Here is a 26,105-nt window from a genome sequence, read left to right on the forward strand (position 1 = left end):
CATTCAGCCCTTTCTCCCAAGAATGGTAAGGGCGGTAAAAATAGGTTTCCGCCTTCAATGTTTTGGCCATTTGGATGTGTCGGTAGAATTCTTTGATTAAACAAGTTGCAAATAACTTACCTGATGGTAGTCCTGCTAAAGCTGCTGTCTTCAAAGCGGAGCGGGAAGGCAAATTAAAAACGGCAATAGCAGGCGTTGATCGTCAAACAGGTAAGGCCGTTATTCTTCCTGTTAAAGTTCCTTCTAAAGCCAATATAAGGAGATAACAATGGGATACAATATGATGACCACCCAAAAATGGTATGAGCATATTACAGATGTAATTATAGGCACCACTCAAAGATTTAATACAGAGAAAAGTACTGATAGTATAGAGTATATTAATGAAAGAAAAGGATCTCCAATTGGAGCAATCTGTATCGTTTCTATAGATGTTTATGCGGCATGCTCACATGCTTATCTGTTTGAACACAGCCTTAAAAAGTTCAAACAGTATGCTTATGCTTACAGTAAACTTGAGATACTGGCAAGTATGGGATGGTCTGACCCCACGCCTTTCTTCTTTCCCTGCGACATGCTCAACATTCAAGATCCGATGTTTCTGATGCTGATGAGCGACAGCCCGCAGCTGCGTGAGTTTCTGGTGCGCAATATCGACAACATCGCCAACGATACAGAAGCCTTTATAAACCGCTACGACCTCAACCGGCATATGATTTACAATACTCTGCTGATGGTGGAGGGTAAGCAGCTTGATCGGTTGAAACAACGTAGCGAGAAAGTCTTGGTGCACCCCACCCCTAGCAAATGGCTGCAAAAGCGGTTGTACGATTACCGCTTCTTCCTCGCTTTCGCCGAACAGGATGCCGAGGCGATGAAAGCCGCCTTAGAGCCGCTTTTCGATAAAAAAACCGCGCGTATGGCTGCCAAAGAAACATTGTCCTATTTCGATTTCTACCTGCAGCCGCAAATCGTTACCTACGCCAAAATCGCATCCATGCACGGTTTCGATTTGGGCATAGACCACGAAATCGCACCGAGGGATTTGATTGTTTACGATCCGCTGTCGGCAGCCGAATATCAAGACATCTTCGATTTTATGAAACAGTATGACTTGTCTTACCCGTATGAATATCTGCAGGATTGGATAGATTACTATACGTTCAAAACCGATAAGCTGGTATTTGGTAACGCGAAGCGAGAGTGAGCCGTAAAACTCTGAGCTCCTGTTTTATAGATTACAACTTTAGGCCGTCTTAAAGCTGAAAGATTTTCGAAAGCTATAAATTGAAGCCCTTCCACAGTACATAGATCTGTGTTGTGGCGGGGCTTTACCACGCTGATTGTCGGAGAAGAACTCAACCTGCTGGCAAAACAAGGCATGAGATCTTTGCAATAACATGAGTTGAGACCTTTGCAAAAAAGCCCTTCCCCGACATCCGAAACCCAAACACAGGTTTTCGGCTGTTTTTGCCCCATAACACCTCCTAATTCTACCCAAACACCCTCTTAATCCTCCCCGGATACCCGATAATCAGGCATCCGTGCTGCCTTTTAGGCGGCAGCGGGCGCACTTAGCCTGTTGGCGGCTTTCAAAAGGTTCAAACACATCGCTTTCAGATGGCTTTGCGCACTCACTTTGTCATTTCCAATGTTCCAAGTACACCTAATCTGCTAAGAGGAAGACAGCTTGAAGGAAAACTTATTTTAGAAGTTCCTGCTCAGGTCAATCCAATTCCACAATCTGTATTAAGGGCGGCACAAGAAGAAAATGTTATCATTAGAGATACAACAGGAAGGATTTACAATAGGTGGTGGTTTAGTATTAGGTGGTTGTGCAGGTGCACATCTTGCAAGAAAAGAACCATTGATACTAACAGGGAAAACAGGGGCAGGTGCGTCAGCAATTGCAAATGCAAGCATTGGATATCAATGGACTGTCAATTTGTCAGAGCCAAAAGAAGGAGCTAAATAATAATGCATTCTCACTATATATTTGGTATTTTGATGATTTCATATGTTTTCGCAATGTTATTTAATTTTATAATATCATATAAAATATTTAAAGAAGAAAAATTAATGGTTTTTTTTGATTTTCTAATTAAATCAAGCTACCTTAACTTTAAATATTTCAATATATTATTTGGAAAAGAAAAAATCTCAAATATTTTTTATTTGAAATTATTAAGAATTAATCTGGCGTTGGGGGTTTTTATCTTATCCTTAATAATTATAAATATTTTTTGTTTGTAGTAAAAATATGGTACAGATATGTACAGCTAGCTTTGTTTCAGTAAGGTATAACTGTATATAATACTCAGATTTTTCACGTTGGGCTATACATGGAAATATATCTGTGATTAAAGATGTTAATGGTAAGTATCGATTAGCACCTGAAAAGCATGATTTTAAAATGCATTCCTTTGGGGGGAGAAAAAAGTAATGTAAAAACAATATTTAGAAATATGGAAACTATAATTGGTAGCCCAGGGTAAGGGGTACCTTTCAGGATTGAATTTAAAGGAGAGGTAAATATTGTTAACTAAGTTGAAAATTTTGCTATTTTTGTTCTTATTTGTTTTTGTATTGGCTATTAATTTGCTTTTCTTCTTTTTTAGTTCGGATATCGAGAGTTTCGGGAACTATCAGTTTGAATATGTTTACGATAAAGGTTGGCCTGCTAATTATATTTTAGTCATGAAAGATGGAAATGAAGGGAATTTTGATAAAATAATATCCGGATTGGTTTTAGAATATTATAAGGAGGATGATAACATTTATTTTTCTTATATTGACGGGCAAGGATTTGCTTCAGACTCTTGCTATTACAAACCGGAAATTTTATATGGAAAAATTATTTTAAATAAAAATCATATCATTAATATTAATAGCATGGAAAAAAATAATTTTCTTTCAGAAGATAAAATAATGAAGGGAACAAGAAATTGGCTAGCAGACCCTAAAAATAAATGTAATATACAGACTCTAGACTAAACGTGTCTTGCGAAAATACAACGGAATCGATTGCAAATCTTTCCCGCTGTTCTTGAAAGAATGCGAATTTCGATTTAACTTCGGCACACCGTCTCAACAGCTTAAAATCCTGCGGGATTGGTGTGGAATTTAGGGCTAATCTAGTACAGCCCCTTGTTTTTTCGATACGGAACCGGATAGAGGAAAAATCGAACATTGCGCCTGCCTTGCTATGATTCACGAAGAAATCTCCGCCATGCCTATGGGCTATGAAACCTTGATCGGCGATATGGGCAGCGCACTGTCAGGCGGACAAAAACAACGCATCGTATTGGCGCGGGCCTTATATTGCGAACCGAAAATCCTATTTTTAGATGCAGCGACCAGCCATTTGGATATTGCCAATGAAAAAGCAGTCAATGCAAACTTGAATGGCTTGTCTATCATAAAAATTATGGCGGCACACAGAAAGGAAACGGTGGAATCAGCAGATAGGAAAATGTCTTTAGGATAAAAATACAGTTTCAAAAATACTCAAGACTACTGCCGTTTTTTCGCCTGAGCGTCAAACTCTGCCAGCGTCATGTTCAAAGTCTGCAAACACGGTGTCATTACCGCATCGACAGCTTGGTTCACATGATCCCTTTCCACAGGCAACGGACGGTAAACGAAGAGCTTGAAGAGTTCGTTCAACTCAATCGAATCCGCCCCCGTTTTCAACACCCAACCCTGTCTGCCGGAATAGATGTAGCCGTGCCGCGCCAGCTTTTCCAAAAGCTCGCCCAACTCGTCGTAGCCCATATTGATATGCCGTCTGAACTCCTGAACAGGCAAGGCTTTGCCTTCTTTTTGCGCCGCATCCAGAAGCAGCAGGATTTTCAACACGTCGTCAAACCGTCCGCGCGAGTCGAAGCCCCTGCGGAACGCTTCTCCCTGCCAGTAGGAGAGTGAAGAAGTCAGCACCGCGCCGCCCAAGACCAGCGTCCACAACAGGTTCAGCCACAACAGAAAAAACGGCACGGCGGCAAACGCGCCGTAAATCGAGCGGTAGCCGTCGAAATTGCCCATATACCAAGTGAAGAGGGAGCGCGCGGTTTCCAGACAAAACGCTGTTGCCAAAGCCCCGACAAACGCCTGCCGCGCGGGAACGAAGCGGTTTGGCACGAAGCGGTACAGCCCCCACAGCAAAAGCGTCATGAAGGTCAGCGTCGCCGCCGTTCGCAACGCGCCCGACCACTGCGGCGCACCTGAGGCAAGCGCGGCATCCTGTACCGAGCCGACCATAAAGGAAATGCCCACGCCCAAAGACAGCGGCCCGAACGTCAGTAAAGCCCAATAGACGAGAAACTGCATCATCCACGGACGCTGGGAATTGACCCGCCAGATGCGGTTGAACGTATTGTCTATCGTCCGAATCAGCATCAGCGAGGTAACGACCAGCATCACGCTGCCGATTGCCGTCAGCCGGTTCGCCTGCTCGCGGAACGCATTGATATAGTCGAACACCATGTCCGCGCCCTGCGGCACAATGGTTTGGTTGACGAAGGAGACGAACGAATCCGACCAGCGGTCGAACACGGGGAAAATCGAAGCGACCGCCACCATCACGGTCAGCACGGGGACGAGTGCCAGCAGCGTCGTAAACGTCATGCTTGCCGCCGCCTGCGGTACGCGTTCTTCATCAAAGCGGCGGACGACGAACCATGCAAACGCACAGATTTTATTGTCTGCCAAACCTTGCAAACGTTGTAAAAAGGTCATAATTTCTTGCCCGGTCAGTAAGTTGGGCATTGATGCCCGATGTTATAGCCAATTTTGCCGTCAGGAACAAATGCCTGAATTGCGGCTGTTTCAGACGGCATCGGAACAACTGTTATGCCGTCTGAAGACCGAACCATTTTAACGGAATCCGCCCATGAACCCAAATCCCCCTCAAAATCCTCGTCCTCTACTATTTCCAAAACGGCAGCACCCGCAATCCCGCCCGCCGAATCGCTCGCGGCATCGACAGCGTTGAAGGTTGCGAAGCCGTATTGCGCACCGTCCCCAAAGTCTCCGCCGTCTGCGAAGCCGTCAAAAAAGATATTCCCGACAGCGGCTCCCGTCCTGACCGCCGAAGAAAACAATATCGCCTTCGCACAAAGCAAACGCTTGGCGGAACTCGCCATCAAGTCGGCATAAGCCGCGTGTTCAGACGGCATGGCGTTCAGATGCCGTCTGAACGCGTTTGCCTGTATAATCCGCGTCTTTACTGTCCAACTTCGCGGTTCGCAAACCTCCCGCGTTACCAAAACTAGGATTCGATATGTCAAACCAAAAAGCCTTGGTCATCTTTTCGGGCGGTCAGGATTCGACCACCTGCCTGATTCAGGCAATCCAAATCTACGGGCGCGAAAACGTCCAAGCCATTACTTTCCAATACGGGCAACGCCATGCCGTCGAGCTGGAACGTGCCCGCTGGATTGCGCAGGATTTGGGCGTCAAACAAACCGTACTCGACTTGAGCCTGATGCGGCAGATTACGCACAATGCCCTGATGGACGACACCGCCGCCATCGAAACTGCCGAAAACGGCGTTCCGAATACCTTTGTAGACGGCCGCAACGCGCTTTTCCTGCTTTACGCCGCGATTTACGCCAAAGGGCAGGGGATACGGCACATCATCGCGGGCGTGTGCGAAACCGACTTCTCCGGCTATCCCGACTGCCGCGACGTGTTTGTCAAATCGATGAACGTTACCCTTAATTTGGCGATGGACTATGATTTTCAAATCCACACGCCGCTGATGTATCTGACCAAGGCGCAAACGTGGGCGTTGGCGGACGAAATGGGCGCGCTGGACTATATCCGCGAGCAAACCCACACCTGCTACAAGGGCATCGTCGGCGGCTGCCGCGAATGCCCGAGCTGTATCTTGCGCGAACGCGGGCTGGCGGAATATCTGGAAAGTAAAAAGGCCGTCTGAACACGCGCAAACCATAAGGAATACGATATGCCCAAGCTCCATATGTTTTACCTCGGCGGCAATGCCGGCAGGTCGAATATCGAAGTGCACGACATCCAATTTGCCGTGTGCGACGACTACCGTGAAGCCGTCCCCACACTCAAAGCCGCATGGTTCGGCGATGCTGACAAAATCCACATCGACGGCTGGCAGGTTGTCGAATGGGCGGACGGTTACGACATCGCCGTATCCGAAACGCCCAAAACGGAAATGCCGTCTGAACACGCCCCGCGCCTGTATTTTGCCAATGTCGGCGGTTATCGCGCGGGGCAGCTTGCCGAGGCGCACGCGTTCGGGCTGTTCGCCGCCGCCACGCCTGCCGAAGCCAAACAAAAAGCCCTGCAAACCCTGTTGACCGACAGCTATGTTCAGCAACATAAAGACAACTTAAAAGACGTGGACAACCTGCTTGCGCTCGACCGCATCGGCAATTTCCATATCCGCCTGACCCCGAATCCGCACGGCAAACCCGCCGAAATCGGCTTTCAAGGCTATTTGCCCATTTGAGAACCCATGAAAATCACCAAAATCTTCACCTTCGACTCCTCGCATATGCTCGACGGGCATGACGGCAAATGCCAAAACCTGCACGGGCATACCTACAAACTCGAAATCACCGTTTCAGACGACCCCGTCAGAGGCGGGCCGAAAGACGGTATGGTGATGGACTTTACCGACTTGAAAGCCATTGTCAAACAACACATTACCGACCCCTTCGACCACGCCTTCATCTACCACGGCGGCAACGGGCGCGAATCTCAAATCGCCGCGCTTTTGGAGGGCTGGAACATGAAAACCCTGCGCCTGCCCTGCCGCACCACTGCCGAAAATATGGCGGTCGAAATGTACGACCGTCTGAAAAACGCGGGGCTGAACGTGTGCCGCGTCAAATTGTGGGAAACGCCGACATCGTGTGCGGAGTATGAAGGGGAGTAGGGAATATCTTGAACGTATCGATATAGTAAATTCCAATAAGACATGCCCAACCGCGTCATTCCCGCGCAGGCGGGAATCCAGACCTTGGTTTTTCAGGAATATTTAAAAATTGCAGCAATTCCAAATCTTTGGATTCCCGCCTGCGCGGAAAGGACGGTTTAGAGCGTCCTTATTTGAATTTACCGTAAAACGGTTTTTTCTCCTGTACGGATTCCCCGTTTTTTCAGACGACCCTCCATATCAAATACACCCATTAAAAGGAATACCCATGAAACTTCTCTCCACCCTCTTAGTCCTCCTTGTCACCGCCGAACATTTCTACATCGCCTGGCTTGAAATGACGCAGATTCCCAGCGAAAAAGCGGCGGAAATATTCAAGCTGCCTTATGAATTTATGGAACAAAAGCGCGTGCAGACCCTGTTCGGCAACCAAGGGCTGTATAACGGCTTTCTCGGCATCGGGCTGGTGTGGTCGCGGTTTGCCGCTCCGGATAACGCGGTGTACGGCGCAACGGTACTGTTTCTCGGCTTCGTCCTGATTGCCGCCGCGTGGGGCGCGTTCTCTTCCGGCAACAAAGGCATACTCGTCAAACAAGGTTTGCCCGCATTTTTGGCAGCGGCGGCGGTGTTGGCGGTATGAAAAAAATCAATGTTGCCCCCGAAAATCCCCAATACCGCATCGTCGAAATCTTTGAAAGCCTGCAAGGCGAAGGCTGGAACACGGGCATGCCCGCCGTTTTCGTCCGCTTGGGCAAATGCAACCTCGCCTGCGGCTGGTGTGATACCGATTATTTGACATTCGGCATGATGAGCCTGTCCGACATCTTAGGCTGTCTGAAAACCTATGCCGCCCGCAACATCATCATCACCGGCGGCGAACCGACCATACAGCCGCATCTCGATATGCTGCTGGACATGCTCAAGGCGGAAGGTTATTTCCTCTGTATCGAAACCAACGGACTCAATCCCGCGCCGCCGCAAATCGACTATGTCGCCACCAGCCCCAAAGCCTGCTATGCCGCCAAATACGAAAAAAGCTGTATCGAAACAGCCGACGAAGTGCGGATTGTTGCCGATGGTGATGTCCTTGCGTTCTGTGAAAATATGGAACGCAAAATCCGCGCGCATCATTACTACCTTTCGCCCTGCGAACAAGACGGTGCGATGAACATCTACGACACCATCCGCCAAATCGGTATTTTAAACAGTCGCCCCGACGCGCCGGTGCATTGGCAGTTGAGCGTGCAGACGCACAAATGGGCGGGAATAGAGTAGTTTAAGCAGTGTAACTCAAAGGGCCGGCGTACCGTTTTGCCGATGTCTAACATATGGGAAAAGTGTGCCGCTTCCGCGTGAAACTGCCCACATTTCCGCTGCCTGATTGAGGCGGAACCTTACTGAATAAGATGCCGCCGTTGGGTACAAGCCCGGCTTCCTAAATTCCGATGGTCTTTTGAACCTTGCCGATACTCTGTGCCAGTGCGCGCAAATGGCAGGGTTAGGGAAAACGAAATGCCGTCTGAAACAGCATTCTGAGACCTTTGCAAAAATAGTCTGTTAACGAAATTTGACGCATAAAAATGCGCCAAAAAATTTTCAATTGCCTAAAACCTTCCTAATATTGAGCAAAAAGTAGGAAAAATCAGAAAAGTTTTGCATTTTGAAAATGAGATTGAGCATAAAATTTTAGTAACCTATGTTATTGCAAAGGTCTCATTCTGTTTCAGACGGCATTTTTCTGTTGACGTCAAAAGGAAAAACCGCCTCGGCAATGGATACCGAGGCGGTTTGGATTTGGTCGGAATGAGAGGATTCGAACCTCCGACCCCTTCGTCCCGAACGAAGTGCGCTACCAGGCTGCGCTACATTCCGAATTAAGTAAGGCGTGATTATAGCGCAAAAAATACGGCATGCCTATACCGTTTTGCCTTTTTGCCGCGTGTCGGGCGGATTGAAAGGGCTGTGTTTGAATACAGTGTTGATAAGCATCCTTATCTCCAAGTAATTCAATAAGATAACTTTCTACCTGACCGAAAAAATCATTGCCTTTCCCTGACAAACGGTTGAAATCGGCAGATTGTTGAAACGCAGCCGATTTAAAAGGCCTCTCCGACTTTTACGCCGCCCGCCGTGTCTTGCGGCGAGGCAAGACCGGCAACAAAGGCTTGCGCCGCTTGGAAATCCGCCGTCTGTATAACGGCTTGCGCGGCGGCACTGCCGAGCGTGTTGGCCATATATTGCCAACGTTGCGCCAAAGCGGGATTGTCAGGAATGCGGAAATCTTCGCGCAGTTCATCCACAAGGTCGGGACGGTTGCAGACGAGGACGATGTCGCAACCTGCCTCAAAGGAAATGCGGGCGCGTTCTTTGATGCCGCCTGCCCCGCACGCGCCCTCCATAGTTAAATCGTCCGAGAAAATCACGCCTTTGAATCCGATATCGCGGCGCAAAATTTGTTTGAGCCAGATTTCGGAAAACCCTGCGGGCTTTGTGTCCACTTGTGGATAAACGACGTGGGCGGGCATAACCGCCGCCATACCTTCGCGGCTCATAATGTGGAAGGGGGCGAGGTCGGCGGCTTCGAGTTCGGACAGGCTGCGCCTGTCTTCCGGCAAGACCAGATGGCTGTCTCCTTCGACAAATCCGTGTCCGGGAAAATGTTTGCCGCAGGATTTCATACCGCCTTTTGCCAAACCTTTTTGAAGGGCGAGGGCGAGGTGGGCGACCGCTTCGGGATTGTGGTGGAAACTGCGGTTGCCGATGACGGGGCAGTTTCCCCAGTCCAAATCTAAGACGGGCGTGAAGGACAAATCGATGCCGCAGGCGGAAAGTTCGGTTGCCAAAACCCAGCCTATCTGCCGGGCTGCGGTTTCGGCGGCGGACGCTCCGTCTTTGTCCCAAATTTGCCCTAAAACGTTCATTGCGGGCAGGCGGGTAAAACCTTCGATGAAACGTTGCACCCTTCCGCCTTCGTGATCGACGGCGATAATGAGTTCGGGTGTGCGCAGGGCTTTGATTTCGGCGGTGAGTTCTTTGAGCTGTGCGATATTTTGGAAGTTGCGGCGGAACAGGATGACTCCGCCGACGGCGGGATCGAGAAGGCGTTGCTTTTCCTCTTCGGTCAGGCGGAAGGCGGCAATGTCTGCCATGACGGGGCCGCGCGGAATATGGGGGACGGTCATTGCGGTTTGCTCCAAAAAGCTTCAGACGGCATATGCCGTCTGAACAGGGAAAGGGGTCAGGCGTTGGCGCGTTTTTTATCTTTCAACAGAAAAATCAGCACCGCCAATACAATGCCTGTCGTGCCAAAGCCCAACAGCGCGGATTTTGTCAGACCCAATGCGAGGTAGCCCGATGCGGCTGCGGCTGCAACCGTCAAGGCGTAAGGCAGTTGCGAGGTAACGTGGTCGATGTGGTTGCAGCGCGCGCCGGTGGACGACAGGATGGTCGTGTCGGAGATGGGCGAACAGTGGTCGCCGCATACCGCCCCCGCCATTACTGCGGACATACACGGGATAATCAGCGCGGGTTCGACTTTGACCGCCATGGCGGCGGCAATCGGCAGCATAATGCCGAACGTCCCCCAGCTTGTGCCTGTGGCAAACGCCATCACGCTGGCGAGCAGGAAGAGGATGACGGGCAGGAAGCCGGGATGGATGTTGCCCGCAACCAGTGTGGAGAGGTAATCGCCGGTGTGCATTTCGCCGACAACCGTACTGATGAGCCAAGCGAGGATTAAAATGGCGATTGCGCCGAACATAGATTTCGCACCCTGCCAAACGGCTTTGGGATAGTCGGCGGTTTTAATCGTGCCGAGCGTGCAGAGAACGACGGCAAGGACGCCGCAAGTGCCGCCGAATACCAGCGAAGTGTTCACGTCGGTATTTTCAAATGCCCCCAAAATGCTGAAGGTTTCGCTTGCCTGTGCACCGGTGTAGATCATGGCGGAAACCGTTGAGGCGATTAAGGCCAAAACGGGAATAATCAATGCGTAAACCCTGCCCCAGCTGCCGTCTGAAACGGCAGTTTCATCGTGGGCTTCGTTCAACGCGGCTTGTTCGAAACGTGCCATCGAGCCGATGTCGAAGGAGAACCATGCGACGACGAACACCATAATCAGGGCAAACAGTGCGTAATAGTTCATCAGGCTCATGGCGACAAACGTCCCCATCGGCGTGTATTCGGTGATTTTGTAGGTAACGAGCAGTCCGGCAAGCGTGGCGATAATCGACGCGCCCCAGCTTGAAACGGGCATCAGCACGCACATAGGCGCGGCAGTGGAGTCGAGGATGTAGGCGAGTTTGGCGCGGGAAACTTTAAACTTGTCGGTAACGGGGCGGGCAATCGCACCGACGGCGAGACTGTGGAAATAGTCGTCGATAAAGGTTACAAACACGAGGCAGGCGGTCAGCATTTTCGCGCCGCGCCGGTTTTTAATGTGCCGTTTTGCCCAGTCGGCAAACGCCTGATTGCTGCCGGAGTAGGTCAGCAGGGAAGTAAAAATACCCAAAAGTATCAGGAAAACCAAGATTTTTGGTTTGCCCAGCGACCAATCGCCGTCTGACCAAGCCAAGCCGACGACCATGTCTTTCAGGTGTGTCAGACCGTCGACGGGGTTGCCGCCGACCAAAAAGGCAACGCCGACCAGAATACCGATGCCTAAAGACAGCAGTACGCGGCGGGTAATGACGGCAAGTGCCAGTGCCAAAAAGGGTGGCATAACCGAGAAAAATGAATGTGAATAGTCGATCAGCTGCATGGTTATGGGGGTGTTAAGCGTCCGGATGGGAGCGTATCTGTCCGCCTCCGGTTTGGGTTTTGTTGGCAAAATGGGCGGAAATATTTTTTGTCGTAAAAAATATTTGTTTAAAATCAACCAACTGATTTTTGTAAAATGCCCGTTAATCGGTATTGACGGGCATTTTATCATTTAAAAAATATTTTGGTTAAATTATGTGGGTTATTGCAGGTTTAATGCGATAAACAGCGTGTTGCCACGGCGCATGACCAGCAGGGGGACGTTTTTGCCTGCCTTGTCCATAGCTTTGCGGAAACCGGCTTCGTCATTGACGGGGACTTGCCCGACGGCGAGGATTTCGTCGCCGCGCCTCAAGCCTGCGCGTTCTGCCGCGTCGGAAACCCGTACGACGACGAGGTGTCCGCCGCTGCTGTCGGTATGTGTCTGAAGGGTAATGCCTGCGGATTCGACCGAGAACGTACCGGATTGCTGTTCGGTGTAGGGGGCTTCATCTGTTTTGGATGATGCGCCGATATGCTCGGCGGCGTTGCCCAGCTTGACTTTGATTGTGATTTCTTCGCCTTTGCGCCATACGCCGAGGCTGACTTCTTTTCCCGGCGTAATGGCGCCGACCATAACGGGAAGGTCGCCGGAAGAACGTATTTCTCCGCCGTCGAGGCTGAGGACGATGTCGCCTGCCTGCAAGCCTGCACGTTCTGCGGGGCTGCCGGGAAGGATTTTGGTAATCAATGCGCCGCCGGCTTTGTCCAAACCGAACGATTGTGCCAAACCGTAGGATACTTCTTGAATAATCACGCCCAGTTGTCCGCGTTGGACTTTGCCGGTGTTTTTCAGCTGTTCGGCGACATTCATGGCAACGTCAATCGGGATGGCGAAGGAAATGCCCATGAATCCGCCGCTGCGGCTGTATATTTGCGAGTTGATGCCGACGACCTGTCCTTTTAAGTTGAACAGCGGGCCGCCGGAGTTGCCCGGATTGATGGCAACGTCGGTTTGGATGAAGGGTGTGTAGCTTTCGTTGGGCAGGCTTCTGCCTTTGGCGGACACGATGCCGGCGGTCACGCTGTTGTCGAAGCCGAAGGGCGCGCCGATGGCGGCGACCCATTCGCCCGGTTTCAAATCTTTGGGATTGCCGATTTTGACGACGGGCAGCTCTTCCGTTGCGTCGATTTTCAGAAGGGCGACATCGGATTGGACATCCGAACCGATGAGTTTGGCGGTATATTCGCGCTTGTCGTTGAGCAGGACTTTGATACTGCCCATGCCGGTAACGACGTGCGTATTGGTCAGAATATAGCCGTCTTTGCTGATGATGAAGCCCGAACCGAAGTTCAATCCGCCGTCATCTGCTTCTTCTTGGGGGATTTCGGGCATGTTCGGGACGAGGCGTTTGAAAAATTCGTAGAACGGGTCGCTGTCGGCAAGCGGGTCGGAATCGGTTTCGGCATTGCCGCTGCCGTTTTGGGTGCGCGGGGCGGGGGCTGCCTGAATATTGACGACTGCCGGGCCTTCGCTTTGAACCAGTTGGACAAAGTCGGGCAGCAGCATACTGACGCTGCCGTCGTCTTTGGTGTGTTTGATGCGTTCTACGAAGGATGCTTCTTTTTTGTCCGCACCGAAAAAGCTGCCGGCTTTGTCGCAGCCTGCCAGCGAGGCGGCACACAGTGCTGCCAAAGCGAGGTATTGGTATTTTTTGAACACGTTTTGTCCTTTGTCGGATGCCGGTACCGGCTTTAATGCCGTCTGAAGCGCATTTTGTCGGCTTCAGACGGCATAGGTTGAAATTCTACAACGTCCGTCCGAATTTTCAAGCGTTTCATTTTGAAGGGCGGCGGCAGTCAGGCTTTGGCGGGATATTCGCACAAATCGTTGATGATGCAGGTTTGGCATTGCGGTTTGAGTGCCTTGCAGGTGTAGCGTCCGTGCAAAATCAGCCAGTGGTGCGCGTCCATCAGAAATTCTTTAGGAATGAAGCGCATCAGTTTGTCTTCGACTTCGCGCACATCTTTCCCGGGGGCGATTTTGGTTCGGTTGGACACGCGGAAAATATGCGTATCGACCGCCATAACGGGGTGTCCGAACGCTGTGTTCAATACCACGTTTGCCGTTTTGCGCCCCACGCCCGGCAACGATTCCAAAGCCTCGCGGTCTTCCGGCACTTCGCCCTTGTATTTTTCCAGCAGGATGCGGCAGGTCTGCATGATGTGCTTGGACTTGGTTTTATACAACCCGATGGTTTTCGTGTATTCCATCACGCCGTCCAAGCCCAAATCCAGCATTGCCTGCGGCGTATCGGCAACCGGAAACAGCTTCGCCGTCGCCTTGTTTACGCCGACATCGGTCGCCTGCGCTGAAAGCAGAACGGCGATTAAAAGCTCGAAAGGGGAGTTGAAATTCAGCTCGGTGGTCGGATGGGGGTTGGCGGCGCGGAAACGCTCGAAGATTTCTTGGCGGATTTGTCTGTTCATTTTTTTATACGGTAGGTTTGTGCGGTCGGCATTATAACGCACGGTTCAGGCGGCGTAATATTGCATTCCCCACAGGATAAAGGCGTAACGCGCCATCTTGCCGACAACCAGCATCAGCCCGCTTGTCCACGGATTCAACCGCAGCCAGCCGGCGGCAAGCGGCAGTGCGTCGCCGACGACGGGCAGCCAGGCAAACGCAAGCAGCCAAATACCGAAACGCCGCATCAGATTCAGTGTTTTTTCAGACGGCATTTTTCGGGAAGGCAGCAAACGTCCCATCCAATAGGAAACCATACTGCCCAATCCGTTGGCAAGGCCGGCGCACAGCAACGCGCCGTATGCGTGTTCGGGAAAGCGGTGGACGAACAGGGCAAAGGCGGCTTCGGATGTGCCGGGCAGGAGGGTGGCGGAAGTGAAGGCGGAAAAGGCGAGTGCGGCGTAGGCGGGCATCATTGCAAACAGTCTCAAACAGGCAAAAATCGGCGACGGATTGTACGGTATAGTGGATTAACAAAAACCAGTACGGCGTTGGCCTCGCCTTAGCTCAAAGAGAACGATTCTCTAAGGTGCTGAAGCACCAAGTGAGTCGGTTCCGTACCATCTGTACTGTCTGCGGCTTCGGTCGCCTTGTCCTGATTTTTGTTAATCCACTATATTTTCACGCCCCCGCCGAAGGGCGGAGGACGGTGCAAAAAATACGGCACAGCCGTATGCCCCTTTTTTGTCGGGCATACGACATTCTTTCCGCTCCGGTTTTGATGCCACGATGCGGCATTTCCGAATTTTCCGGATACGGCGGCGGATTTTCATTTTATTGGGAACGGTTTTTGCAAGTCCGCCGGAATTTTTTAAAATCTATTAAAATCTATGCAAGCAACTGTAAAATATTAATTTCTGCTGCTTGAATTTCAGATCGGCGCATTGCCTGCATCCGATAAAGTTTGCAAAATGTTCAAATATCAGTATGATTTGCATTGCCGTTAAGAAATGTCAATTTCTATTTTCTTGAAACGGGTAATATTCCGACACCACGAAAGGCAAATCATGTCTGCGCAATCACAAAACAATCATACGTCCCCATTGGTCGTCTTGACCACGCTGTTCTTCATGATGGGTTTTATTACCTGCATGAACGACATCCTTATCCCTCATTTGAAAGAAATTTTCGACCTGTCTTACGTTCAGGCGATGCTGATCCAATTCTGTTTCTTTACCGCCTATGCGGTGATGTCCATCCCGATGGGGGCTTTTGTCGGCAAAGTCGGCTACAAAAACGGCGTTATCGGCGGCTTTCTGCTGACGGCGGTCGGATGCCTGCTGTTTTATCCTGCTGCGGGTAGCCATTCTTACGCGGTATTTTTGGGCGCGTTGTTTATTTTGGCTTCCGGCGTAACGCTGCTTCAGGTCGCCGGTAATCCTTATGTTACCCTGCTGGCGAAACCCGGCAAGGAATCGGCAACACTGACGCTGGTTCAGGCGTTTAACGCTTTGGGTACGACCATTGCGCCGCAAATCGGCGCGTTCCTGATTCTGGCGGACGCAACCCAAACCGTCAGCAAGGCGGAACAGATTTCTTCCGTACAGATTCCCTATTTGGGACTGGCGGGGCTGCTGATTATCCTTGCCGTTTTCGTGAAAATGATCTGGCTGCCCGACGCGCGCAAAATTGCCGCCGAGGAAAGCGCGCACAACCACGACGGCAAAACCAGCGTATGGCAATACAAACATCTCGTGTTCGGTACGGCAGGCATTTTCTGCTATGTCGGCGCGGAGGTGTCTATCGGTTCGTTGATGGTCAACGTATTGGGTTATCTGAAAGGGCTGGATCATGCTTCTGCCGCGCATTACCTGTCGTTCTATTGGGGCGGCGCGATGGTCGGACGTTTCCTCGGTTCGGCGGTGATGGCGAAATTCGCGCCCAACCGTTATTTGGCGTTTAACGCATCGGCTGCGGTCGTACTGCTTGCCGTCGCGATGGCGACGGGTAGCGGCAATGCGGATGTGGCGATGTGGTCGCTGCTTGCCATCGGTTTTTTCAACTCGATTATGTTCCCGACGATTTTCTCTTTGGCAACCAAAGGATTGGGAAAATTTACCAACGCGGCTTCCGGTGTACTGTGTACCGCGATTGTCGGCGGTGCGGTCGTTCCTGTCGTGCAGGGCTGGGTGGCAGATACTTACACCCTGATGTCTTCGTTTGTCGTTTCCGTCATCTGTTATCTGTATATCGTGTTTTTTGCGGTGTACGGATATAGGGCGGACAAATAATCTTTTTCTTGAGAAATGTCGTCTGAACATCTTTCAGACGGCATTTTTGCGTACCGGTGTTTGCGGCGTGTGTGCCGAGGTTTTAATACTTCAATCCATAAAAGTCTTATATGTCAACAAACAAAAAAATAAAAAATTATATTTCAAAAAAATTAATTTAAATTGAGAAAATTGCCGTTTTGTTTCTGTCCGGCTTTTGTAAAACGCTAAAATGCCGTCTGAAAACGTCGGGCGGATTCGGTATAGTGTGTTAGAATCCGTTAACTTTATATCAAATCGGGCAAAGAATCATGTTCGCTTTCAAATCCTTACTCGATATGCCGCGCGGTGAGGCACTTGCCGTCGTCGTCGCTCTGATTGCCGCGATGGGCTATACCATCATTTCATTGGAGTGGCTGCCGCATATGTCCATTATTGCCGCCATCGTCGTGCTGATTTTGTACGGCTTGGCGCGCGGTTTGAAATACAACGATATGCAGCAGGGCATGATAGGCGCGTTGAATCAGGGTATGGGCGCGATTTACCTGTTTTTCTTCATCGGGCTGATGGTCAGCGCGCTGATGATGAGCGGTGCGATTCCGACGCTGATGTATTACGGTTTCGGGCTGATTTCCCCGACTTATTTTTATTTTTCCGCTTTCGCGCTGTGTTCCGTCATCGGCGTATCCATCGGCAGCAGCCTGACCACCTGCGCCACCGTCGGCGTTGCCTTTATGGGGATGGCGGCGGCGTTTCATGCCGATATGGCGATGACGGCGGGCGCGATTGTTTCCGGTGCGTTTTTCGGCGACAAAATGTCCCCGCTTTCCGACACCACGGGCATTTCCGCGTCCATCGTCGGCATCGACCTGTTTGAGCACATCAAAAATATGATGTACACCACCATTCCCGCGTGGCTCATCAGTGCGGCACTGATGCTGTGGCTTCTTCCCAGTGTCGCCGCGCAGGATTTGAACAGCGTCGAATCCTTCCGCAGCCAGCTTGAAGCCACGGGATTGGTGCACGGCTATTCGCTGATTCCGTTTGCACTGTTGGTCGTTTTGGCATTGATGCGCGTCAATGCCGTGGTCGCCATGCTCTTTACCGTCATTGCCGCCGTTGCCGTAACGTATCTGCACAGCACGCCCGATCTGCGTCAGCTCGGCGCGTGGTTTTACGGCGGCTACAAACTCGAAGGCGAAGCGTTTAAAGACATCGCCAAACTCATTTCGCGCGGCGGCTTGGAAAGTATGTTTTTCACGCAAACCATCGTGATTCTCGGGATGAGTTTGGGCGGGCTGCTGTTTGCGCTGGGCGCGATTCCTTCCCTGCTGGATGCCGTCCGCAGCTTTTTGACGAATGCCGGACGTGCCACATTCAGCGTTGCCATGACTTCGGTCGGGGTTAATTTCCTGATCGGCGAGCAATATTTGAGTATTTTGTTGTCGGGTGAAACGTTCAAACCCGTTTACGATAAGCTCGGTCTGCATTCGCGCAATCTGTCGCGGACGCTGGAAGATGCGGGGACGGTGATTAACCCGCTCGTACCGTGGAGCGTATGCGGCGTGTTCATCAGCCACGCGCTGGGCGTGCCGGTTTGGGAATATCTGCCGTATGCCTTTTTCTGCTATTTGAGTTTGGCTTTGACCCTGTTATTCGGTTGGACGGGGCTGACTTTGAGCAAAAAATAAGCGGATAAGCGAAATGCCGTCTGAACCTGTTTTCCGGTTTCAGACGGCATTTTTATGTTTGGCGGATGGGGCGGATTGAAACAGAAAACGTCCGTACCGTCATCCTAAACTGTGCAGAAACGGCGGTGCGGGCAGGCTCTGCTTACTTCACGTGGGTCGCCATCAGCGTATGCAGGCGGCGGTTGTCGGCGCGTGCGACGGTAAATTGCAGGCTGCCGATGATGACTTTTTCGCCGCGTACGGGCAGATGCCCTAACTCTTGAATGACCAAGCCGCCGATGGTGTCGGCTTCTTCGCTGCTGTATTCCGTACCGAAGAAGGTGTTGATGTCTTCGATTTCGGTAGCCGCGTGGATGCGCCAGCGTTCTGAAGAAACGGCGTGGATATTGTCGGCGCTATCGTCTTCGTCAAATTCGTCTTCGATTTCGCCGACGATTTGCTCGATGATGTCTTCAAAGGTGACCAAACCGGATGTGCCGCCGTATTCGTCGATGACGATCGCCATATGGTTGCGCTGTTCGCGGAACTCTTTTAAAAGGGCGGTCAGCGATTTGCCTTCGGGGACGAAGACGGCGGGGCGGAGAATGGATTTGAGGTGGAACTGCTCGGGGTTAAACATATATTTGAGCAGGTCTTTGGCGTGCAAAATGCCCAAAACTTCGTCTTTGTCTTCGCCGATGACGGGGAAGCGCGAATGGGCGGTATCGATAACGTAGGCGGTGATGCGCTCGATGCTGTCGTTTTCTTTTAAAACGTTCATACGGCTGCGCGTAATCATCGCGTCGCGCACTTCCAAATCGGAAAAATCGAGGACTTTTTCCAACCTTAAAAGCGTATCCGCATCAAATACTTCCTGCTCGTGCGCCTGCCGAAGCAGGTTTAATACGTCTTCGGCGGAATCGGGTTCGCGGGCGAGTCGGGCAATCAGGCGTTCAAAAAAATTTGTTTTCGGTTGTGCGCCGTCCATTTTAATGTCCGTCCTCTTGGTAGGGGTTGGGGAAGCCTGCCGCCCGCATCAGGCGGATTTCTTCGGCTTCCATTATTTCGGCTTCGTCGTCTTCGATGTGGTCGTAGCCCATCAGGTGTAAAGTACCGTGTATGGTCAGGTGGGCAAAATGCTGCTCGGGTGTTTTGCCTTGTTCGGCGGCTTCTTTCAAAACCACTTGCGGGCAGATAATCAAATCGCCGTACAGTTTTTCCGAAACTTGGCAGGGCAGGGTTTCGCCTTCGTTGAGCGCGAAACTCAAGACATTGGTGGCGTAATCTTTGCCCCGGTAGTCGCGGTTGTAGTCGCGGGCTTCTTCTTCGTCCAAAAGAATCAGGCTGATGTCGGCGCGGCGGTATTCATTTTTCAAGGCAGACCACGCCCAGCGGTAGAAATCGCGTTCGGCTGGGATGCCGGCGGCGGAAGAGGCGTTTTCAAAGTTCAAATGGAAACGTTGCCGCTGCAACGTTAAGAAAGGGTATTTTTTGGTGCGTTTCATTGTGGCGGGTTTCGTGTTTTGTGGGTGTAAATATAACATAGACCTGACGGTGCCGTCTGAAGAAACGTTCAAAATATGATAGACTTCACGCCGTTTCCATTCTTTGAACGCATTGAACATGAACCCGAAAAAACTCGTCATCGCCAGCCGCGAAAGCCTGCTTGCTATGTGGCAGGCAAAGCATATCCAAGGCCGTCTGAAGGCTCTGTATCCCGATTGCGAAGTCGAGATTTTGGGCATGACCACGCGCGGCGATCAGATTTTGGACAAAACTTTGTCAAAAGTCGGCGGTAAAGGCTTGTTTGTCAAAGAGTTGGAACAGGCTTTATATGACGGGCGCGCCGATTTGGCGGTGCATTCGATTAAAGACGTACCGATGGATTTGCCTGAAGGTTTCGCGCTTGCGGCCATCGGCGAACGCGCCAATCCGTTTGACGCATTTGTGTCCAACCAATACACGCGTTTGGAAGAAATGCCCGAAGGCGCGGTTGTCGGCACATCCAGCCTGCGCCGCGAAGCCCAGTTGCGTGCGCGCTATCCGCATTTGCTTATCAAACCTTTGCGCGGCAATGTGCAAACCCGTTTGTCCAAACTCGATAACGGCGAATACGACGCAATTATCTTGGCTGCCGCCGGTTTGCAGCGTCTGAAATTGGACGGACGCATCCGCATGATTTTGTCGGAATCCGACAGCCTGCCTGCCGCCGGACAAGGCGCATTGGGTATCGAAATTGCCGCGCACCGCGAAGATTTGTATGAGGTTTTAAAACCGCTAAACCACGATACCACACACGCCTGCGTTACGGCCGAACGAGCTTTGGCGCGCGCTTTGGGCGGAAGCTGCCAAGTGCCGCTGGCCGCATATTGCACGGAAGAAAACGGCTTGCTGACCTTGCGCGGACTGGTCGGACACCCCGACGGTTCGGTTGTGTTGCAGGCGGACGCGCAAGCCCCTGCCGAATATGCCGACGCGCTCGGACGCGCTGTCGCTAAGAAATTGGCGGACGACGGTGCGCGGGAATTGATTGGAGCAGTATTGAATACGGAAAATTGATTTTATCGAAAATTTAAATAAAATAATATAAGTTATTGTTTTTAATCAATTTGTTTCATCAGTTTTACTCGCCTTATTTCGTCATTCCCGCGCAGGCGGGAATCCAGTTTGCTCGGTTTCAGTTGTTTCTAATCAATTCTTGCAGCATTGGGTTCCCGGATTCCCGCCTGCGCGGGAATGACGGCGGAAAGGTTTTTGTGGCTTCGGATAATACTGTGGCGTTCAAATTTTGAATTTGAGAATGATGATATTCGTATTTTTTATTTGAGTTCATCATATTGGGTTGATTTTATAGATGTTTTTTAGCTTGTTTGAAATTGTTATGGTTTATTGTTTTTTAACAAAAAACAGATGCCGTCTGAACTGGTTAAGGTTCAGACGGCATTTCGTATGCGCTTTTGTTTTACAAGACTTTCACGATGCTTTCGCACAGATAATCGATGTTGTCGTCGGTAATGCCGGCGACGTTGATGCGGCCGGAGCGGACGGCATAAATGGCAAACTCGTTTTTCAGGCGGTCGACTTGTTCGGGAGTCAAGCCGCTGAAAGAGAACATACCGTTTTGTTTGATAATGAAATCAAAGTTTTGGCTTGCACCTTTGGCTTTGAGCAACCCGACAAATTTTTGGCGCATGGCTTTGATGCGGCCGCGCATTTCATCGAGTTCGGCAATCCATTGTGCTTTCAAATCATCATTTTTCAACACCAGCGCAATGGTGTTCGCACCGTGTGAAGCCGGGTTGGAATACAAGGTACGGATGATGGTTTTGACTTGGCTGTGGGCGCGGGCTGCTGTTTCTTCATCTTCGGCCACCAAAGTGAACGCGCCGACGCGCTCGTTGTACATACCGAAGTTTTTGGAATAAGAGCTGGCAATCAGCAATTCTGTATTGTGTTTCAAGAACACGCGCAAGCCGTAGGCATCTTCTTCCAAACCATTGCCGAAGCCTTGGTAGGCAAAGTCAAACAGCGGCAACCAGCCTTTTTCGGCAGAAAGTTTTGCCAAAGTTTCCCATTGTTCGGGCGTAGGGTCGATGCCGGTAGGATTGTGGCAGCAGCCGTGCAGCAGGACGATGTCGCCTTTTTGCGCTTGGCTCAAGTCCTCAATCATGCCGTCCCAATCCAAACCGTGTTTGGCGGCATCATAGTAACGATAAGGTTTGTCTTGGATACCGACCGCTTTGGCGATGGCGTTGTGGTTGGGCCAAGTCGGATTGGAAATCCAGATGGTTTGCGCGTTCAACTGGCGTTTGGCAAACTCGGCCGCAATACGCAATGCGCCCGTACCGCCGAGGCTTTGCGCTGTTTTGGCGCGACGGCTGGCGATGATTTCGTGGTCTTTGCCGAACAGCAGGATTTGGGTTTGCGCGTTGTAGTCGGCAACGCCGTCGATGGTGAGGTAGTTTTTGGTGGTTTCGCTTTCCAACAGGCGTTTTTCGGCTTCTTTGACGGCTTTGACGAGGGGTGTCGCGCCGGATGCGTCTTTATAAACGCCGATGCCGAGGTTGACTTTTTCGGGGCGGGTTTCGGCTTTGAACGCTTCGCCCAAACCGAGAATCGGATCGGCGGGGGCGGCTTCGATGTGCTTGAAGAACATAGCTTGCTCCTTGATGGGGACGGAAGGTCATTCGGGTTTGCCGATTTTACGCTGTTTTACACGGGCTGGAAACAGACGCAATCACGCCTGCCCGATATGGGCGAAGGTTTCCCAGTTTGACTGTATGTGTTCTGCAAGCAGGGGCAGGTCTTGTTCGGCGGCTTCGTAGTATGCGCCGTCCCATTCTTCAAAGTCGGGGAACTGTTTGCGCAGGGATTCGATGTCTGCGCCTCCGTCGGCGAGCGTTTCGATGGTTTTGCCGTGTTGTTCGTAGAGGGCTTTGGCTTTGTCCAAGACTTTCGGCACGGCTTTGATTTTCCAGCGGCGCAGGCTGTCGGCAAGCGGGTTGCGGAAAATATATTCGCCGTAACCGGAGGCGATGAGTTGCACGAAGCCGCCTTCTTCGACTTGGCTGTCGAGGTAGCAGAATGCGGTCAGCGTGTGCTGGTCGTCGGACAGGCAGGAGAGGGATTCGTCGCCGGTTTGGGCGGTGTGTTCGAGGTAGGCGGAAACGAGGGTATAGAGCAGGGCGGATGGCTCTTGTTGGCGGATGTCTTCCGGAAGGGTAAGCGCAGTCATGGTATGCCGTCTGAAAAGTGGGGATTATAGCGGATTGCGGCTTTGCGCCGAAAATATCCTTTAGCCTGCCGATGGCGTAAAATGGGCGCACGCCAACCACGCAAAGGAAAATCAAATGGACAATCTGAATCTGCAGGAAATTTCCGTGTTGCCGGAAAATCTGCCGCTGTATTGCTCGGGACCCGACAACGAGCAGTGGAACGGGCATCCGAGAGTGTTTTTGCCTTTGTGCGAAGGAGAATCGGGCAGCGTTGCCTGCCCGTACTGCGGCACGCGCTACCGCCTTGACGGCAAGATGCCGCATCATCATTACGCCTGAACGCAAGCGGCGGAAAAATGCCGTCTGAAGCCTTTTCCGGTTTCAGACGGCATTTGTTTGGCGGGGCGGGCTGTTCCGGCACCGAGATTCTGCCCGATGCGCCGCCCGGACGGGGAACGGCGGTTTCCGTTCCCCGCGTGCTGCCGCTATGGATGGTGGCGTTTCGCCTAGAGGAAGAAAATCATTGCCGCGACGACGGCAATCACGCCGTAAATCGCCATCGGGATAACGGTTTTCTTGATAATCGCACCTTCGGAATTTTTCACATCCAATACGGTACATACGGCGATGATGTTGTTGAGGCACACCATATTGCCCATCGCGCCGCCGACGGACTGCAACGCCAGAATCAGGGTAACGGACAGGCCGGTATCCAAGGCGATTTGCTGCTGAATCGGTCCGAAGGTCAGGTTGGACACGGTGTTGGAGCCGGAGAAGAACGCACCGATCGCGCCCAGATACGGCGAGAAATAAACCCAGTGTTCGCCCGCCATTGCGGCAAATTCCTTACCGATGATTTTCACCATCGAATTGTCGCCGCCGACCAGCATCAGCTGAACCATAATCAGCGCGCCCATCAGGGCAAGCAGCGGTTTTTTGGTTTGATTGAAAGTTACGGAATAAATCGTCCAGGCATCTTTGAATTTGGTTTTATACAGCAGGATGCAAATCCAAACGGTCAGCACAAACGGAATCCAAGCCGGGACGTACAGCGTTTGGTAAGACGCGCTGACATCTTGTCCGAAAATATTGCCGAAGGTAATCGTCAGGGAGTCGCTGACGGTGATTTTGGACAAATCAAACGGCAGTTGGAAGCTGAACCATTCTTCTTTGCTGGTCAAAATGCCTTTGATGCCGAGCTGTTTGATGCGCGTAACCACCAGCATGCCGATCAGCATACCCAAAGGGGCGAGTGCTTTGGCGACTTGGGCGAACGGCACTTTTTCGGCATTCGGGTCTTTGGCGTGGTCTTTGCTCAAGCCCCAGCCTTGGTTGGCGGCGAATACGGACACCATCAGGCCGATTGCGCCGGCGACGAGCGACGGGAATTCTTCGTTGACCATCGCCAATGCGACATAAGGAATGGTGCAGGAGAAGACGGCAATGGCGACGAAGCCCAAGTTTTTGCGGATTTCAGACCAAGGTACGATGAAGCCCAAGCCGATGACGGGGATGACGAAACCTGCGAAGAAGTGCATTACGCCGGTCTGCCTGCCGATGGCGAGGATGTCTTCGGCACTCAGGTTCAGCGGTGCGAAACCGAACCAGGTCGGCGTACCGACCGCGCCGAAAGAGACGGGGACGGAGTTCATCACCAAAGTGAAAATCGCCACTTTCAACGGGTTGAAGCCCAAGCTCATCAGAATCGGCGCGGCAATCGCGGCAGGCGTGCCGAAGCCGGATGCGCCTTCAATCATAAAGGCAAAAGCCCAGCCGATAATCATCAGTTGCGCTATGGGGTTGGGGCTGATGGTCGCCAGCCATTTGCGGATGACATCGATGCAGCCCGTGGTTTCCATCATACGGTTGAACATAATCGCGCCGAAAATCACGGTAATCGGCGTGAGCGTTTTGACGAGGCCGGAAGCGGCGGTGGCGTTGAGCAGCATGCCCGCATCGTCGAAGTAGAAAAGTTTGATGGCGTAAATCAGCACTGCGGTAATCGGCAGCGCGACGTAGGAGGGCATACTGTTTTTTTTCACCATCAGCCAAATCAGCAGGACGATGGGGAATATGCTGAGGAAAAGTGCCATAACGAATCCTTTTTAGGCATTTGCATCATAAGGCGCGTCGAGGTTTGGAAAGACGTTCAAATCCCGTACACCCGATATTTTGGTTAAAAGATAAATTGGTAAGACCAATTGTTATGCGTTTGCACACTTTACGTAATCTTATGTAATCGGTCAAGCATTTTATCGATAATGGCTATTAATGCGGGTTAAGGATGGTGATGATGCGGCGGAGGGAGTGTGGGAAAGGGGCGTGTAAAAAAAGCCGCCCGAAAGGCTTCAGACGGCATTTTCAGTATTTTTCCAGCGGCACGAATACCGCGCCGTCCCCGTCTACGCGGAGGATTGAAGCATAGTCGTTATGCCAGTCGCCCAAAACGATGCGGGTAAAGCCGTTTTCGTGATGGATATGCTCGCGGTGGGTGTGTCCGTGTATCAGCCTTTCCGCGTTAAAGGCGCGAACCTGCCGCGCGGTAAAGGCGGCATTGACATCCATAATATCGGCGGGCTTGACCTGTTTTTCCATTTTGCTGACACGCCTGATTTTGGCGGCAAGGCGCGTGCGCCACTTTAGGGGCAGCATCAGGAACAGTTTTTGCAGCCGCTTCCGATGCACGATTTTGCGGAAACGTTGGTATGCCTTGTCGTCGGTGCATAATGTGTCTCCGTGGCAGATGAGGGTTTTGCAGCCGAACAAGTCCAAAACCGAGTAATCCGGCAGCAGCGTCATACCCGCCTGCCGGCAAAAATCCTGACCGATCAGGAAGTCGCGGTTGCCCCTGACGAAGAACACGGCAACGCCTTTGTCGGACAATTTCCTGATTTCCCGCGCAACCGAAGTATTCAACTCGGAAACTTCGTCATCGCCCACCCAAAAATCAAACAAATCGCCCAAAATATAAATCGCCCGCGCCTGCCCGGCGGCGGAAGAACGTAAAAAACGCAGCAGCAGCGCGGTCAGTTCGGGGTGCTTTTCGCTCAAATGCAGGTCGGAGATGAAATAGGCGGGTTTCATAGGCAGGTTTCCAAATCGGGCGGATGTCGTGGCGGATTATAACGCGCCCGGCGGCGGGGCAATACGGCAAATGCCGCGCCAAGCATCGGGCGTTGGCGGAATCGGGGTTCGGGCGCGTTAAAAATGCCGTCTGAAGGCTTCAGACGGCATCGAGGGTGCGGGATGCGGTAAGGTTTTGCCGGCAAGATATGGGGTGGTGCGGCGGGATTTCCGTTAAAATACGCTTCTTTTTTATTTTTTCCGACCATT

General features: G+C 51.5%; 27 protein-coding genes, 1 tRNA gene and 2 pseudogenes. 16 read left to right on the forward strand and 14 right to left on the reverse strand.

Annotated features, from left to right (window positions below):
* Positions 1-92 precede the first annotated feature (92 nt).
* From HMPREF2959_RS12465 to HMPREF2959_RS00060, 6 genes and pseudogenes are all read left to right on the forward strand, one after another.
* Positions 93-266 (forward strand): hypothetical protein, encoded by a 174-nt coding sequence (locus HMPREF2959_RS12465; RefSeq protein ID WP_153957336.1) that lies wholly within the window; start codon positions 93-95, stop codon positions 264-266.
* A 2-nt stretch (positions 267-268) separates the two neighbouring features.
* Positions 269-1,207 (forward strand): immunity 49 family protein, encoded by a 939-nt coding sequence (locus HMPREF2959_RS00035; protein WP_070696200.1) that lies wholly within the window; start codon positions 269-271, stop codon positions 1,205-1,207.
* 564 nt (positions 1,208-1,771) lie between these two features.
* The gene (locus tag HMPREF2959_RS13095) at positions 1,772-1,975 is read left to right on the forward strand and encodes a hypothetical protein (RefSeq protein WP_002261355.1); all 204 of its coding nucleotides are present in this window, start codon (positions 1,772-1,774) and stop codon (positions 1,973-1,975) included.
* A 560-nt stretch (positions 1,976-2,535) separates the two neighbouring features.
* Positions 2,536-2,994 carry a hypothetical protein gene (locus tag HMPREF2959_RS00055; protein ID WP_002214429.1) on the forward strand — a complete coding sequence of 153 codons (459 nt, stop codon included), beginning with the start codon at positions 2,536-2,538 and terminating at the stop codon, positions 2,992-2,994.
* A pseudogene (locus tag HMPREF2959_RS11675) lies at positions 2,993-3,127 on the forward strand (IS1595 family transposase); the annotation flags it as partial. The gene HMPREF2959_RS00055 and the pseudogene HMPREF2959_RS11675, both read left to right, overlap by 2 nt.
* Before the next feature lie 78 nt (positions 3,128-3,205).
* Positions 3,206-3,487, forward strand: a complete 282-nt coding sequence (locus HMPREF2959_RS00060) for an ATP-binding cassette domain-containing protein (protein ID WP_002214428.1) — start codon at positions 3,206-3,208, stop codon at positions 3,485-3,487.
* Between the two features lie 26 nt (positions 3,488-3,513).
* On the opposite strand, the gene HMPREF2959_RS00065 is transcribed toward HMPREF2959_RS00060, so the two are convergent.
* Positions 3,514-4,734, reverse strand: a complete 1,221-nt coding sequence (locus HMPREF2959_RS00065; protein ID WP_002237729.1) for a YihY family inner membrane protein — start codon at positions 4,732-4,734, stop codon at positions 3,514-3,516.
* Positions 4,735-4,888: 154 nt separating this feature from the next.
* On the opposite strand from HMPREF2959_RS00065, the pseudogene HMPREF2959_RS13420 reads away from it, so the two are divergent.
* The 6 genes and pseudogenes from HMPREF2959_RS13420 to HMPREF2959_RS00095 all read left to right on the forward strand — a co-directional run.
* Positions 4,889-5,075: pseudogene (locus tag HMPREF2959_RS13420) on the forward strand (NAD(P)H-quinone oxidoreductase); the annotation flags it as partial.
* A gap of 203 nt (positions 5,076-5,278) precedes the next feature.
* Positions 5,279-5,938, forward strand: a complete 660-nt coding sequence (queC, locus tag HMPREF2959_RS00075) for a 7-cyano-7-deazaguanine synthase QueC (RefSeq protein WP_014581820.1) — start codon at positions 5,279-5,281, stop codon at positions 5,936-5,938.
* A 27-nt stretch (positions 5,939-5,965) separates the two neighbouring features.
* Positions 5,966-6,484: a DUF1543 domain-containing protein gene (locus HMPREF2959_RS00080; RefSeq protein ID WP_002240333.1), complete on the forward strand. Its 519-nt coding sequence runs from the start codon at positions 5,966-5,968 to the stop codon at positions 6,482-6,484.
* A 6-nt stretch (positions 6,485-6,490) separates the two neighbouring features.
* A complete protein-coding gene (gene queD, locus HMPREF2959_RS00085) occupies positions 6,491-6,913 on the forward strand; it encodes a 6-carboxytetrahydropterin synthase QueD (RefSeq protein ID WP_002222912.1) in 423 nt (140 codons plus the stop codon).
* Between the two features lie 268 nt (positions 6,914-7,181).
* Positions 7,182-7,553 carry a DUF1304 domain-containing protein gene (locus tag HMPREF2959_RS00090; RefSeq protein ID WP_002217868.1) on the forward strand — a complete coding sequence of 124 codons (372 nt, stop codon included), beginning with the start codon at positions 7,182-7,184 and terminating at the stop codon, positions 7,551-7,553.
* Positions 7,550-8,188 (forward strand): 7-carboxy-7-deazaguanine synthase QueE, encoded by a 639-nt coding sequence (locus tag HMPREF2959_RS00095; protein ID WP_014574192.1) that lies wholly within the window; start codon positions 7,550-7,552, stop codon positions 8,186-8,188. The genes HMPREF2959_RS00090 and HMPREF2959_RS00095 overlap by 4 nt, the downstream gene beginning before the upstream one ends.
* Positions 8,189-8,708: 520 nt before the next feature.
* Here the strand turns inward: HMPREF2959_RS00095 and HMPREF2959_RS00100 are convergent.
* From HMPREF2959_RS00100 to HMPREF2959_RS00130, 6 genes are all read right to left on the reverse strand, one after another.
* Positions 8,709-8,785, reverse strand: a tRNA-Pro gene (locus HMPREF2959_RS00100).
* A 224-nt stretch (positions 8,786-9,009) separates the two neighbouring features.
* A complete protein-coding gene (gene nagZ, locus HMPREF2959_RS00105) occupies positions 9,010-10,095 on the reverse strand; it encodes a beta-N-acetylhexosaminidase (protein ID WP_002214421.1) in 1,086 nt (361 codons plus the stop codon).
* Positions 10,096-10,151: 56 nt separating this feature from the next.
* The gene (locus tag HMPREF2959_RS00110) at positions 10,152-11,672 is read right to left on the reverse strand and encodes a Na+/H+ antiporter NhaC family protein (protein WP_002243325.1); all 1,521 of its coding nucleotides are present in this window, start codon (positions 11,670-11,672) and stop codon (positions 10,152-10,154) included.
* A gap of 201 nt (positions 11,673-11,873) precedes the next feature.
* Positions 11,874-13,373: a DegQ family serine endoprotease gene (locus HMPREF2959_RS00120; protein ID WP_002243326.1), complete on the reverse strand. Its 1,500-nt coding sequence runs from the start codon at positions 13,371-13,373 to the stop codon at positions 11,874-11,876.
* Positions 13,374-13,510: 137 nt separating this feature from the next.
* On the reverse strand, positions 13,511-14,140 hold the full coding sequence (nth, locus tag HMPREF2959_RS00125; RefSeq protein WP_002222907.1) for an endonuclease III: 630 nt from the start codon (positions 14,138-14,140) through the stop codon (positions 13,511-13,513).
* Positions 14,141-14,185: 45 nt separating this feature from the next.
* The gene (locus HMPREF2959_RS00130) at positions 14,186-14,593 is read right to left on the reverse strand and encodes a YqaA family protein (RefSeq protein WP_002235468.1); all 408 of its coding nucleotides are present in this window, start codon (positions 14,591-14,593) and stop codon (positions 14,186-14,188) included.
* A gap of 591 nt (positions 14,594-15,184) precedes the next feature.
* On the opposite strand from HMPREF2959_RS00130, the gene HMPREF2959_RS00140 reads away from it, so the two are divergent.
* Together HMPREF2959_RS00140 and nhaC are read left to right on the forward strand one after the other, a co-directional pair.
* Positions 15,185-16,408 (forward strand): sugar MFS transporter, encoded by a 1,224-nt coding sequence (locus tag HMPREF2959_RS00140; protein WP_070696203.1) that lies wholly within the window; start codon positions 15,185-15,187, stop codon positions 16,406-16,408.
* 290 nt (positions 16,409-16,698) lie between these two features.
* Complete coding sequence (nhaC, locus tag HMPREF2959_RS00145; protein WP_002243327.1) at positions 16,699-18,078, forward strand: Na+/H+ antiporter NhaC; 1,380 nt, start codon at positions 16,699-16,701, stop codon at positions 18,076-18,078.
* Positions 18,079-18,220: 142 nt separating this feature from the next.
* Here the strand turns inward: nhaC and HMPREF2959_RS00150 are convergent, their stop codons facing one another.
* On the reverse strand, positions 18,221-19,045 hold the full coding sequence (locus HMPREF2959_RS00150) for an HlyC/CorC family transporter (protein WP_002243328.1): 825 nt from the start codon (positions 19,043-19,045) through the stop codon (positions 18,221-18,223).
* A gap of 1 nt (position 19,046) precedes the next feature.
* Complete coding sequence (gene ybeY / locus HMPREF2959_RS00155; protein ID WP_002235470.1) at positions 19,047-19,562, reverse strand: rRNA maturation RNase YbeY; 516 nt, start codon at positions 19,560-19,562, stop codon at positions 19,047-19,049.
* 118 nt (positions 19,563-19,680) lie between these two features.
* Between ybeY and hemC the strand changes: the two genes are divergently transcribed.
* Positions 19,681-20,616 carry a hydroxymethylbilane synthase gene (hemC, locus tag HMPREF2959_RS00160; protein ID WP_002235471.1) on the forward strand — a complete coding sequence of 312 codons (936 nt, stop codon included), beginning with the start codon at positions 19,681-19,683 and terminating at the stop codon, positions 20,614-20,616.
* Between the two features lie 403 nt (positions 20,617-21,019).
* Here hemC and HMPREF2959_RS00165 read toward each other — a convergent pair whose 3' ends face one another.
* On the reverse strand, positions 21,020-22,213 hold the full coding sequence (locus tag HMPREF2959_RS00165) for an amino acid aminotransferase (protein WP_002233603.1): 1,194 nt from the start codon (positions 22,211-22,213) through the stop codon (positions 21,020-21,022).
* 81 nt (positions 22,214-22,294) lie between these two features.
* Complete coding sequence (locus HMPREF2959_RS00170) at positions 22,295-22,792, reverse strand: DNA-mimic protein DMP19 (protein ID WP_002217852.1); 498 nt, start codon at positions 22,790-22,792, stop codon at positions 22,295-22,297.
* Between the two features lie 115 nt (positions 22,793-22,907).
* Between HMPREF2959_RS00170 and HMPREF2959_RS00175 the strand changes: the two genes are divergently transcribed.
* Entirely contained in the window at positions 22,908-23,111 is a 204-nt protein-coding gene (locus HMPREF2959_RS00175) for a zinc-finger domain-containing protein (protein WP_002217851.1), read from the forward strand.
* A gap of 167 nt (positions 23,112-23,278) precedes the next feature.
* On the opposite strand, the gene HMPREF2959_RS00180 is transcribed toward HMPREF2959_RS00175, so the two are convergent.
* From HMPREF2959_RS00180 to HMPREF2959_RS12475, 3 genes are all read right to left on the reverse strand, one after another.
* Positions 23,279-24,865 (reverse strand): L-lactate permease, encoded by a 1,587-nt coding sequence (locus HMPREF2959_RS00180; RefSeq protein ID WP_002242362.1) that lies wholly within the window; start codon positions 24,863-24,865, stop codon positions 23,279-23,281.
* A gap of 268 nt (positions 24,866-25,133) precedes the next feature.
* Positions 25,134-25,856 (reverse strand): UDP-2,3-diacylglucosamine diphosphatase, encoded by a 723-nt coding sequence (lpxH, locus tag HMPREF2959_RS00185; protein WP_002214398.1) that lies wholly within the window; start codon positions 25,854-25,856, stop codon positions 25,134-25,136.
* Positions 25,853-26,104, reverse strand: coding sequence for a hypothetical protein (locus tag HMPREF2959_RS12475; protein WP_009345706.1), 252 nt, complete (start codon positions 26,102-26,104; stop codon positions 25,853-25,855). The genes lpxH and HMPREF2959_RS12475 overlap by 4 nt, the downstream gene beginning before the upstream one ends.
* Between the last annotated feature and the right edge of the window lies 1 nt (position 26,105).

The sequence above is a fragment of the Neisseria sp. HMSC070F02 genome, assembly GCF_001814225.1.
Classification (GTDB): domain Bacteria; phylum Pseudomonadota; class Gammaproteobacteria; order Burkholderiales; family Neisseriaceae; genus Neisseria; species Neisseria meningitidis.

What these genes read in the sequence shown, in the direction of transcription:
- HMPREF2959_RS00035 (WP_070696200.1), top strand. Translation starts at nt 269, where the DNA reads ATGGGATACAATATGATGACCACCCAAAAATGGTATGAGCATATTACA.
- HMPREF2959_RS00180 (WP_002242362.1), bottom strand. Translation starts at nt 24,865, where the DNA reads ATGGCACTTTTCCTCAGCATATTCCCCATCGTCCTGCTGATTTGGCTG.
- nhaC (WP_002243327.1), top strand. Translation starts at nt 16,699, where the DNA reads ATGTTCGCTTTCAAATCCTTACTCGATATGCCGCGCGGTGAGGCACTT.
- lpxH (WP_002214398.1), bottom strand. Translation starts at nt 25,856, where the DNA reads ATGAAACCCGCCTATTTCATCTCCGACCTGCATTTGAGCGAAAAGCAC.
- HMPREF2959_RS00060 (WP_002214428.1), top strand. Translation starts at nt 3,206, where the DNA reads ATGATTCACGAAGAAATCTCCGCCATGCCTATGGGCTATGAAACCTTG.
- HMPREF2959_RS00095 (WP_014574192.1), top strand. Translation starts at nt 7,550, where the DNA reads ATGAAAAAAATCAATGTTGCCCCCGAAAATCCCCAATACCGCATCGTC.
- hemC (WP_002235471.1), top strand. Translation starts at nt 19,681, where the DNA reads ATGAACCCGAAAAAACTCGTCATCGCCAGCCGCGAAAGCCTGCTTGCT.
- HMPREF2959_RS00110 (WP_002243325.1), bottom strand. Translation starts at nt 11,672, where the DNA reads ATGCAGCTGATCGACTATTCACATTCATTTTTCTCGGTTATGCCACCC.
- HMPREF2959_RS00130 (WP_002235468.1), bottom strand. Translation starts at nt 14,593, where the DNA reads ATGATGCCCGCCTACGCCGCACTCGCCTTTTCCGCCTTCACTTCCGCC.
- HMPREF2959_RS12475 (WP_009345706.1), bottom strand. Translation starts at nt 26,104, where the DNA reads ATGGTCGGAAAAAATAAAAAAGAAGCGTATTTTAACGGAAATCCCGCC.
- HMPREF2959_RS00175 (WP_002217851.1), top strand. Translation starts at nt 22,908, where the DNA reads ATGGACAATCTGAATCTGCAGGAAATTTCCGTGTTGCCGGAAAATCTG.
- HMPREF2959_RS00150 (WP_002243328.1), bottom strand. Translation starts at nt 19,045, where the DNA reads ATGGACGGCGCACAACCGAAAACAAATTTTTTTGAACGCCTGATTGCC.
- ybeY (WP_002235470.1), bottom strand. Translation starts at nt 19,562, where the DNA reads ATGAAACGCACCAAAAAATACCCTTTCTTAACGTTGCAGCGGCAACGT.
- queC (WP_014581820.1), top strand. Translation starts at nt 5,279, where the DNA reads ATGTCAAACCAAAAAGCCTTGGTCATCTTTTCGGGCGGTCAGGATTCG.
- HMPREF2959_RS00065 (WP_002237729.1), bottom strand. Translation starts at nt 4,734, where the DNA reads ATGACCTTTTTACAACGTTTGCAAGGTTTGGCAGACAATAAAATCTGT.
- queD (WP_002222912.1), top strand. Translation starts at nt 6,491, where the DNA reads ATGAAAATCACCAAAATCTTCACCTTCGACTCCTCGCATATGCTCGAC.
- HMPREF2959_RS00140 (WP_070696203.1), top strand. Translation starts at nt 15,185, where the DNA reads ATGTCTGCGCAATCACAAAACAATCATACGTCCCCATTGGTCGTCTTG.
- HMPREF2959_RS00090 (WP_002217868.1), top strand. Translation starts at nt 7,182, where the DNA reads ATGAAACTTCTCTCCACCCTCTTAGTCCTCCTTGTCACCGCCGAACAT.
- HMPREF2959_RS00170 (WP_002217852.1), bottom strand. Translation starts at nt 22,792, where the DNA reads ATGACTGCGCTTACCCTTCCGGAAGACATCCGCCAACAAGAGCCATCC.
- nth (WP_002222907.1), bottom strand. Translation starts at nt 14,140, where the DNA reads ATGAACAGACAAATCCGCCAAGAAATCTTCGAGCGTTTCCGCGCCGCC.
- HMPREF2959_RS13095 (WP_002261355.1), top strand. Translation starts at nt 1,772, where the DNA reads ATGTTATCATTAGAGATACAACAGGAAGGATTTACAATAGGTGGTGGT.
- nagZ (WP_002214421.1), bottom strand. Translation starts at nt 10,095, where the DNA reads ATGACCGTCCCCCATATTCCGCGCGGCCCCGTCATGGCAGACATTGCC.
- HMPREF2959_RS00080 (WP_002240333.1), top strand. Translation starts at nt 5,966, where the DNA reads ATGCCCAAGCTCCATATGTTTTACCTCGGCGGCAATGCCGGCAGGTCG.
- HMPREF2959_RS00165 (WP_002233603.1), bottom strand. Translation starts at nt 22,213, where the DNA reads ATGTTCTTCAAGCACATCGAAGCCGCCCCCGCCGATCCGATTCTCGGT.